Below are 9078 nucleotides of genomic sequence, written 5' to 3'. Positions count from 1 at the left end.
CCCGTAAGCCTTTCAACCTACTTTAGGTTAAACGAATCGCACTTACCGTTAGACCGCAGGCTTCTTTTTCCTTTTTTGCAAAGGCTTTTTTGAGTGACGGAGTTCCCCCGCCACTTTCGTAAATCAAGCCAATTTTTCTGATGAGTTTAGCTGAGTTTTCATCCCGATCCAAAGATTCTCGGCACTGACAAGAATGCCAGCGTTCCGATAATTCTTTCGGGACTTTATTGAGGCAGTTCCAGCAATGCTGAGAAGTTCCTTTTGGATCGATAAGCAAAACGCTTTTACCCAATTTCCAGGCGACATATTTTAGGGCGCTAGCGAACTGCCCGTGAGCAGCATCAAGCATTGATTTATTCAAGCCGCTCTTAGCTGACTGACCGTTGGGCAAATAAACCAAATTACCATTCTCAATATCAGTCTTAGGCTTGGCACGTCTAGTCAGATTTTTGACACTCAAGTCTTCAATAACTAAAACATCACATTTGCCGAATAGCTCATGTGCTATTTTGAACTGAAAATCTAATCTAGCTCTAGCTACAAACTGGTGGAGTTTAGAAATCCTGTCCTTGATAATTTTCCAAGGCTTAGAACCTTTGACTTTTTTAGCTAGTTTCGCTTGAAGCTTTGCTAATTTTTCAGCCGACTTCCTCCAGAATCTAGGATTTTCTACTCTTTCGCCATTAGAAAGATAAACGTAATTAGTAATTCCCAGGTCGATACCCACAGTATTTTCATCAGTCGGTTGAATTTCTGCAACCGTTACGGGAACTGTCTTATCTTCTAACGTCAAGGAAATATACCACCCATCCGCTTTTCTGATGACACTCCCCGTCTTAACTTTGAACCCTGTTGGTATTGGACGATGAAAAACCATCGGTACTTGACCTATTTTTGCGAGGTCGATACAAATCCTATTTTGCTCATCCTTAACGATATGTAAATTATCTAGTTGAGGGTATGTGAAAGATTTGTAGTAGTGAAGCCCCTTGAACTTGGGCTTGCCTCTACGATTGCCATTTTTGTCGGGCGTAGTAAAGTTTGAAAAGGAAGTTTCCACTCTGTTAACGACATCTTGCAAGACCTGAGAATCTAACACTTTATAATCAGGAAATAGCTTTTTTGTGTTTTTCAGGTCAGCCAATTGTATCGTCTGCCACTGTACATATCCGCCTTCAATGTTCGAGAAAACATCACCTTTCCTGGTCAAAGGATTGCCTAATTCATCCTTTTTTCTACCATCCCTAGTCTGCACTCTCGTCAAAGGAATGTTTTGATAAATCTCCTCAACAGGGACTATCGAAACAACTAATGGACAGGCATTGATAGGCGTTCTCGTGGCTTCCCACCACCTAAATCTTTCCCCGATTCGGTAGTTGTACTGTCGGCGACAGAGTTCTAAATGAGCCACAATTGTTGCTAGTTGGGCTTTGGTGGGTTTGAGGCGGTATTTGTAAGTGAGTTGCATTTTTAAACTTCCTTTTTTCGACCTTTGCATAGTATAGTTTGTGTACGTCCAAAATGCAACACCAAAAATTACCATTTCAACACTTGGAAGTACATTGAAAATCAAGATGCTCCCGAAGATTGATTCATAGTAGCCAAGTTTAATTGTCGGCTTCCGTCCCTCCATCCGACGAGCCTTCCATCACGCGGGCGTAATTTATTCGGGGTACGGGGCGCAGCGCTCAGATATGTCCCCTCTAAATATACCGAGGGAGTTCCCGGCTGGTAGTTAAAAAATTGGCCAGAAATCATAACTTGCAAGTTTTGTCTAATTTGCAGGTTTTGTTATATCGATTTAAAAATTGGCAACGGCTAAGGCAAAAACCGATCCAAAGCCGCTTTCAACTCTTCGATTTCCGTATCAATATTGCCTTCTTTCGCGGCTCTGGCGATGCACTCAGTTAAGTGTTCGTCAAGAATGATTCTCGCTACGCGATCGAGCGCGCCTCGAACTGCAGCAACTTGCACGAGAACTTCGGGACAGGGACGGTTTTCTTGCACCATTGTTTTAATGCCGCGGACGTGTCCCTCAATCCGAGACAAGCGATTTACCAGCCGCCGCCTCGATTCTTCATCGTGATGGTGAGGGTGGGCTGATTCAGCGTCGTGATGGTGGTGGGAATTTGAGGGCAAGGATTTGTCAGTAGAAGTATCAGATAGAATCATTGGGGTTATACCATTTTAGATTTTAGATTTTAGATTTTAGATTGGGAATGAGTGATTTGGTAATGGTTGGGCCCAGGGGCCTAGAGTTGCATTCTTTTTTTGAAACTGGTATTACGAGGGAAATTTAAAAGTTAGAATTCAGAATATGTTGAGTTGGTGCGGGCTAGTGACTCATGTATTGTAACTGTCAAAATATATTTAGGATCTTTATGGTGACAGATTATTGAGTCCGCACGATCGCACACCCTTACCAGACTAACCCAGACTAACAAAGATTGACGCTATGCGACTATTTAAGTTTTTTCGCCCCGCCCCTCGAACCGGTGATCGTTGGTTCGCCCTAATTTTAGGAATGACGATCGCCCTGAGTGCGTTAGCAATCAATGCTGCACCCGCTGCAGCCGCTGATGGCAGCAATCCGCCCAACTTACAGTTCCAGAGTTTCCCAGCCACCGCTGCGAATCCGCAACTGTTAGCGCTGCGGGGTTCGGAACTCCCAGGGGATACCGGCAGTTTTGTGACAGCGGCTGTCGATCGAGTCGGGCCGGCAGTTGTTCGTATTGATACCGAGCGCACCGTCAGTCGCAACCTCGACCCCTTAATGGAAGACCCATTCTTCCGCAGATTTTTGGGAGAAGATTTACGCAGCCTGACCCCCAGACAAGAACGGTTGCGCGGTCAAGGTTCCGGCTTCATCATTGACAAAAGCGGGATTGTTTTAACCAACGCTCACGTAGTTGACAAAGCCGATCGAGTGACAGTCACCTTAAACGACGGCAGAACATTTCCAGGAGAAGTGCAAGGTACTGACGAAGTAACAGATTTGGCTGTTGTCAAAATTAATACCAAGCAATTAAACCTGCCGACGGCCACCTTGGGAGATTCCGACGCGGTGAAAGTGGGAGATTGGGCGATCGCCGTGGGGAACCCCCTGGGATTTGACAACACCGTCACCTTGGGCATTATCAGCACCCTCAAACGCTCCAGTGCAGCCGTCGGCATTCCCGACAAGCGGCTCGATTTCATTCAAACCGACGCCGCCATCAATCCCGGCAATTCCGGTGGCCCGCTGTTAAACAGCAGAGGAGAAGTGATTGGCATCAACACGGCGATTCGAGCCGATGCAATGGGTATTGGGTTTGCGATTCCGATCGACAAAGCCAAGGCCATCTACGCGCAGTTAGCCAAGGGAGAACAAGTCAGCCATCCGTTTTTAGGGATTCAGATGATTGCTTTGACTCCTGAAATGGCCAGAGAGAATAATTCTGACCCCAATGCTCCTTTAATCGTGCCGGAAGTGAAAGGGGTGTTAGTGATGCGAGTTGTGCCAAATACGCCTGCTGAGGAAGCAGGGATTCGCAAGGGGGATGTCATCGTTCAAATTGACGGCGAGGGAGTGACTGAACCCGAACAGTTGCAAAATTTGGTGGAAAACAGCCAAATCGGTCAAATTCTGGAACTGAAGGTGCGCCGCGGTTCCGAGATTAAAGAAGTTGCCGTTCAAACTGCTCAACTGAGAGATTTTTAACTAGAAGGGGAAGGGGGGAAATTTGTTAAAAACCCCTCTTCCTCTCGCTCGCGTGCTGGGCAGAAAAATTATTCACAAATGAAATAGGATTGCTATCATAGATGATTTAACTTCACTCAACTATGACCGAATATTGCGTCTACTTTTAACTCAAATCCTGATGCAAAAGGATCTCGCCCTTCAGTCTAGATCGCACTTTAACCGCTTCAGCTCAAATCCGCGCTTCATCGGAATTACAAAGTCGAGTCAAGTGGCAACCATATGTATCTTCGATATATCAGCGCAATTCTCTGTTTATCGACTCACAGTCAACTGTCAATGTCAACAATAAAAACTTTTTAGTGACTTAAATACGGATGGGTTTCTAACTATTTAATTCACCCACTAAAACGCCCAATCATTGCGATAATCCTGGCAACTATGCAGAGTTATAGTATCATTTGTAACAGTTTCGTAATTCATCACGAATTAAAGTAAGTGGGTTCAAATAAACATTACATGATAGGCAGAGTTTTGCACTCATCACATCTCTCTTAGTATATATTCTAGGCGAAACCAGCCCCTACAAAAGCTTACAAAATATTTTTTTTTTTGTGATTACCTACTTATATTAGCCATAATTAATAGACATAAAATAAAAAAATTAGGGAAAATTTAGTATGACATCTGTGGATATTGAAAAAAAAGCCATGACTGAAGAAGAGGTGGCAAAGTTATGGGAAGTGTTCAAAGTATTGGACGCGGACGGGAGCGGTGCTATTTCATCAGAAGAACTCGGTCAAGTGATGCGATCGCTAGGACAGAGTGCTAACGAAACCGAGCTGCGCGAAATGATCGAGGAAGTGGACTTAGACAAGTCTGGCAGTATCGATTTTGAGGAATTCAAAATGCTGATGGTGTCCCAGCAAGGCGATCGCCAGAGTCGTCTCAAAATGTCATTTAGTGTATTTGATGAAAACGGTAGCGGTCAAATCACTAAAAACGAGATGCAGGATGTGATGAGCCCGTTTGGGCTGACAGAGCCAGAGCTCGATGAGATCATCGAAGAGGCAGACCATGACGGCAATGCCTTAATTGACTTTGAGGAATTCTGCACACTAATACCCGATGAGCCACAGATCACAACAGGAGATCAAGAATCGCCGATTCCGGTTGTCAGTGCACAGATAACCGAAATTTCAGATAGTACAGAGGCTGCGGCTGCGATCGAAAGTATAGCCACTGCTGTCAACGAGGCAGCTTCTCCCACTATTGAACCTAATCTAGAAGATCTACAAGAACCACCCACCGGTTGCAATCGAGAAATAGCGCGGCTAAAAGAACTACTTGCCCAACACCCACAAGCCCAGAAGAAGCGCGGTACGTCCCGCTTGGAGATGCAGATTGGTTTGTTTCGTCTGATCCAGGGAGCAGCCTACCGCAGCTTCCGCGAGAGTTTCTGTGCCAACCACGAGACTCACCTGTGCGTGAGAGACTTGCCATACAAAATTGCTGATTTTGTGCGATTTGTCAGGAGTGCGATCGGGCTTTATAAAGGATTGGGTATAGTAGACTCGGCGTGCAACCCTCTACTGGATGCAGTAGTTAAATCCCTCGAAGATGAATATGCCCGACTAGAGCATCGCATCAAGAACTGGAAAACCATAGAAAAAACTCCTGAAATGTTGGCCCAAGAACAAGCCATGTTGCAGGCGCGGGATAAGTCTGCCACCGCCAAGGAGAAGTTTGGGGCGGCAGTCGAGTTGGCAATGACCATCAAAAAGGATAGTCCCAACTTGCGTGACATTGCCGAGGGTGTGCTTGCCATCAACGAACTCAACCGACTGCGAAACCTGGATCTGAGTGAGAACATGGCAGCGCCACCTGCCAAATCCGAGGGAGATCCCAAGGAGTACCTGAAGAAGTGGAACCGCGTCATCCTCTCGGAGGCATCAGAGCAAATAGATGGTGCGATGATGCCACTAGCATATTGGTATGAAGACTTTATGCCGAAGTTGCTGGCTGCCTTCAGCGTCATTACCGCAGCAGACATTCCCTTCAACACGGTGCCTGATGAAGCAGCTTTAAACGAGTGGTACGAAGCGACTAAAACGTCAGGGGAATTTGGGCGCTATGGGGCGGATGTTGCAGAAAACTTTCCCAAATGCGCTCCAAAACAGAAGTTGATGCTTCAACAGGCATGGCGCTTGACGCACCACTACCTCAATGGGATACAGAAACGGCGCGAACGCTTAGAGTCTGGGCGCGAGTCTGGCGAACTTTCGCAATATGTGGCATTCATCGATGTGTATATCGATCGCACTGAAGTAAAGAATTCACAAATGCGGGTCAGCTTCCCTTACTATATTGGCCCTGCGGTGTGGCGTTTCTTGCACACTACGGCTGAGATAGTCTCTACCAAGACGCCCGAACAGCAAATAACTCTGGTGGCCATCTTCAAGCACTTCTTCAACCTGTTTGCCAGTATGTATCCCTGCCCCTACTGCCGCCACCACCTCAACGCCTACGTCGTGCAGAATAAAGAGGTGGAAATTTACCCTGTGGAGTACCTCGTGCTTGGGCGCGATCCGCGTCTGAATAGCTTTGAGGTATCAATGGAGGCAAAGCTGTCCACCGTAGTAGATGGCCCTTCTCTGCGCTTATTCTTCTGGAAGTTGCACAACACTGTCTCTTCATCAATTGCGCGATCGGAGGAGTGGTATCAAAAGGATGAGGAAGCATTCTACACCACCCGTTATTGGCCCAGCATTGAGTCTGAGCTAGCACAAGCCAAAGCCCTCAAACACATTAGCATTGCCACCGATCGAATGTACCGCCTCTACACTATACTCAAGCCCGCAGCACGACTGACAGGGGTGAGAGCAATATTGCATAAGCTGTTGGATAAGAGGGATGAGGAAGGCATCAAGGAGGTATGCTTAGTTGCTCAAGATTACATCCAGGAGTTGGACGAGGCGATCGTCACCGGACAATTCCTACAAGAGACATATTACTTTGACCCTGACCTTGTGGATGAACCTCCTGTCTTCACTCCTGAAGAAGAGGAGTTTGCTCGCAGCGGTGTGTTCGTTGAGGCTACTTGAATATGAGTCAGTAAAAAGTTAAGTTTTTAAGCTTAACTTTTTCCCCCTTCATATATATAGATAGGGCTTGCTGAATAATCGATCGCAAATCAATAACAAGGGAGCATCTCAATGAAAGCAGCAAAGCTCGAAATTGGAATTAGGAGTCAGGAGTCAGGAGCCAGGAGAAAAGAGTCAGAAGGAAGAAGAAAGAAGTGTTTTTGCAAATATGAGATGCTCCCAATAACAAGAGCTATCGATATCTGAAAGCTTGGTTAAAAATAAGTTTTATCTGTATCGATTGCCCCAATTATAATTGGGGATTAAGCTGTTGTGCATTTAAATTGTATATTTCGAGTCCAGATCAAAAATCGCCAAATCCTCTCCCCCGATCCCCATCGGACCTTCTCCCTCTCTAATACCATAGGCAATCTAGATGCAACACAGCTTATCTCCCACCCAAAATTAGGTCTTCTTTTTCCAAACGGCTACTGCGATACTTATTTTAAGTGTACTCTATCTACCTGCAATCTGCTGTATCTCGATCGCTGCCGACAACAATGTGTACCACTGCTAATTTGGCAGTATGGAGGTGAGATAGATGGGGATTTCGATTTAAATGTCTCCAATCATAAAATTAGAGATCGAGAGATACTTAATCGTCTGATAATGCCGCCTGGTGGCTAAATAGATATGTTGGGAATGTTAACTGTTAAGTGTTAACATTCCCCTACTTCAACCTTGACTATTCTGCCGCAGTGGAACCAGCCGGACATTTAATTTCTTCTTCCGCATTCTTAGGAGCAATTGGCATTGCTGGTGGCGTAGTTGAAGGTTGATCGGTACCGCAAACAACAGAAACACTTGTAACTTCGCCGTTAACTTTGATGGCAAAAACCGCACCCGTATAGCTTTTTAGTTCGGGACTCTTCGCTTTAGCAGTCATCATCGCACTTGGAAGAGATCCGCTTTGAGGTACAATTTGAAAGCTGTAATTTTCAGTTTCCGGTTTAATGCCTATACCCAACTCATCAATCGCTGTAGCAAATTTTTCATTTTCGATGTAGAAAGCCTGTTGAGCCATGTTCATAGAACTAATATATTGTTGACCTTCCGATTCTCGCGCCTGTCTTTGCTGTGCTGCCAAATCAATTATTTGAGTATTCCGAGGTAGCGCCGTTGTATTAGCAACTTTTTGCAAATAAATCGCACCAGCAGTAAACTCAGTAGGTCTGGGTTCTCCCGGATTTATCCCTTCCCATTCTACGCGAAGTTGACCGTCCGAGGTCAACTCAAAAATTGTCGCTACAGTTTGATTCTCAGCAGGTGATATCAGATCAATCTGCATAGGTTGGGCAGTTGAATTGATTTTGTAGCGATACTCAAAGGCACTAACAGATCCTCTGGAAAGAGAGGGAGAGCCTGTAGACAAAAACGAACTTAAATAAGAAGGCAATAAGACAAATAATTTACCGTCTTGGGTGAAAATAACTGTCAGCGGAATCGGCAAGTAATCTTTTAGCCGCCACTGTCCTACAAATTGCGAGGTGCGGGAGTTAGTTAAGGCGGGGTTTGGAGATTGAGTTGGCGTTGGTTTTGGTGACTGTTGCGCGATCGCGCTACTGCCAATATTCAATGGCAACAGGCAAGATATGATTAGGAAGTTGCAAAAGTTGAAGTAAGTGTTAGTCATGAAAGGTCAATCCTGATATTTACAGGATTTTACCACTTTAGTTTGGTCTCTATATCTAATCAAAGCGTGTTAAACTTAATTTAAGCCCAAATATCAACAGATAGAAACAATTAACATTTAACTATCAATACATAGGGCTTGCTGAATAAATGATCGCTTTTCCAATAGCAGGAGCGATCGATATATTCAAGCTCGATTTAAGATAAATTTTTCCGGCTTTAATCCCCTCCAGATATAATTGGAGATTATCTTTAATCCAAAAACAGGTGTTGTTTTGCGCGTTCAATATAAAAACACACAAAAAACCTGGCGCAACCAGGTAGAAAGGTTCATTACTAAACTAGATTACGGTGTCGGATGGGGGACTTGAGGCAAACTCAGCTTTTCTGTACACGATCGCACTGGCTGTACCTCGGGTTTTGTACTATTTTACCTGTTTATCTTGCACACTTTTCTCGATCGCACGATCGCATAACCAGATCGTGTAACCTTTCTGCACTTATCGAGCAAGCCCTAGATAGCAATACTCCAGGAGTTCGGTACAGGGGGTGCATCTCAGTTTGGCAAATACATCAAATTGAAAGTTGACCGTTGAGATAAGCACAGCGAAGAGCAAGGATAGA

Annotated in this window: 5 protein-coding genes; 2 read left to right on the top strand and 3 right to left on the bottom strand. The window is 45.0% G+C overall.

What is annotated here, in order from left to right:
• Window positions 1-22: 22 nt before the first annotated feature.
• A complete protein-coding gene (locus QUA00_RS35360; protein ID WP_333413198.1) occupies window positions 23-1468 on the bottom strand; it encodes a transposase in 1446 nt (481 codons plus the stop codon).
• 350 nt (window positions 1469-1818) lie between these two features.
• Window positions 1819-2172, bottom strand: a complete 354-nt coding sequence (locus QUA00_RS35355) for a metal-sensitive transcriptional regulator (RefSeq protein WP_333145411.1) — start codon at window positions 2170-2172, stop codon at window positions 1819-1821.
• 283 nt (window positions 2173-2455) lie between these two features.
• Between QUA00_RS35355 and QUA00_RS35350 the strand changes: the two genes are divergently transcribed.
• Window positions 2456-3700, top strand: a complete 1245-nt coding sequence (locus tag QUA00_RS35350; RefSeq protein WP_333413196.1) for an HhoA/HhoB/HtrA family serine endopeptidase — start codon at window positions 2456-2458, stop codon at window positions 3698-3700.
• 659 nt (window positions 3701-4359) lie between these two features.
• A complete protein-coding gene (locus QUA00_RS35345; protein ID WP_333413195.1) occupies window positions 4360-6783 on the top strand; it encodes an EF-hand domain-containing protein in 2424 nt (807 codons plus the stop codon).
• A gap of 724 nt (window positions 6784-7507) precedes the next feature.
• Here QUA00_RS35345 and QUA00_RS35340 read toward each other — a convergent pair.
• Window positions 7508-8455, bottom strand: coding sequence for a type IV pilin-like G/H family protein (locus QUA00_RS35340; protein WP_333413192.1), 948 nt, complete (start codon window positions 8453-8455; stop codon window positions 7508-7510).
• Window positions 8456-9078 lie beyond the last annotated feature (623 nt).

The sequence above is a fragment of the Microcoleus sp. T2B6 genome, assembly GCF_036700475.1.
GTDB lineage: Bacteria > Cyanobacteriota > Cyanobacteriia > Cyanobacteriales > Microcoleaceae > Microcoleus.
The sequence above is the reverse complement of the archived record's forward strand: the minus strand, read 5'-3'. Positions and strand labels throughout refer to the sequence as shown.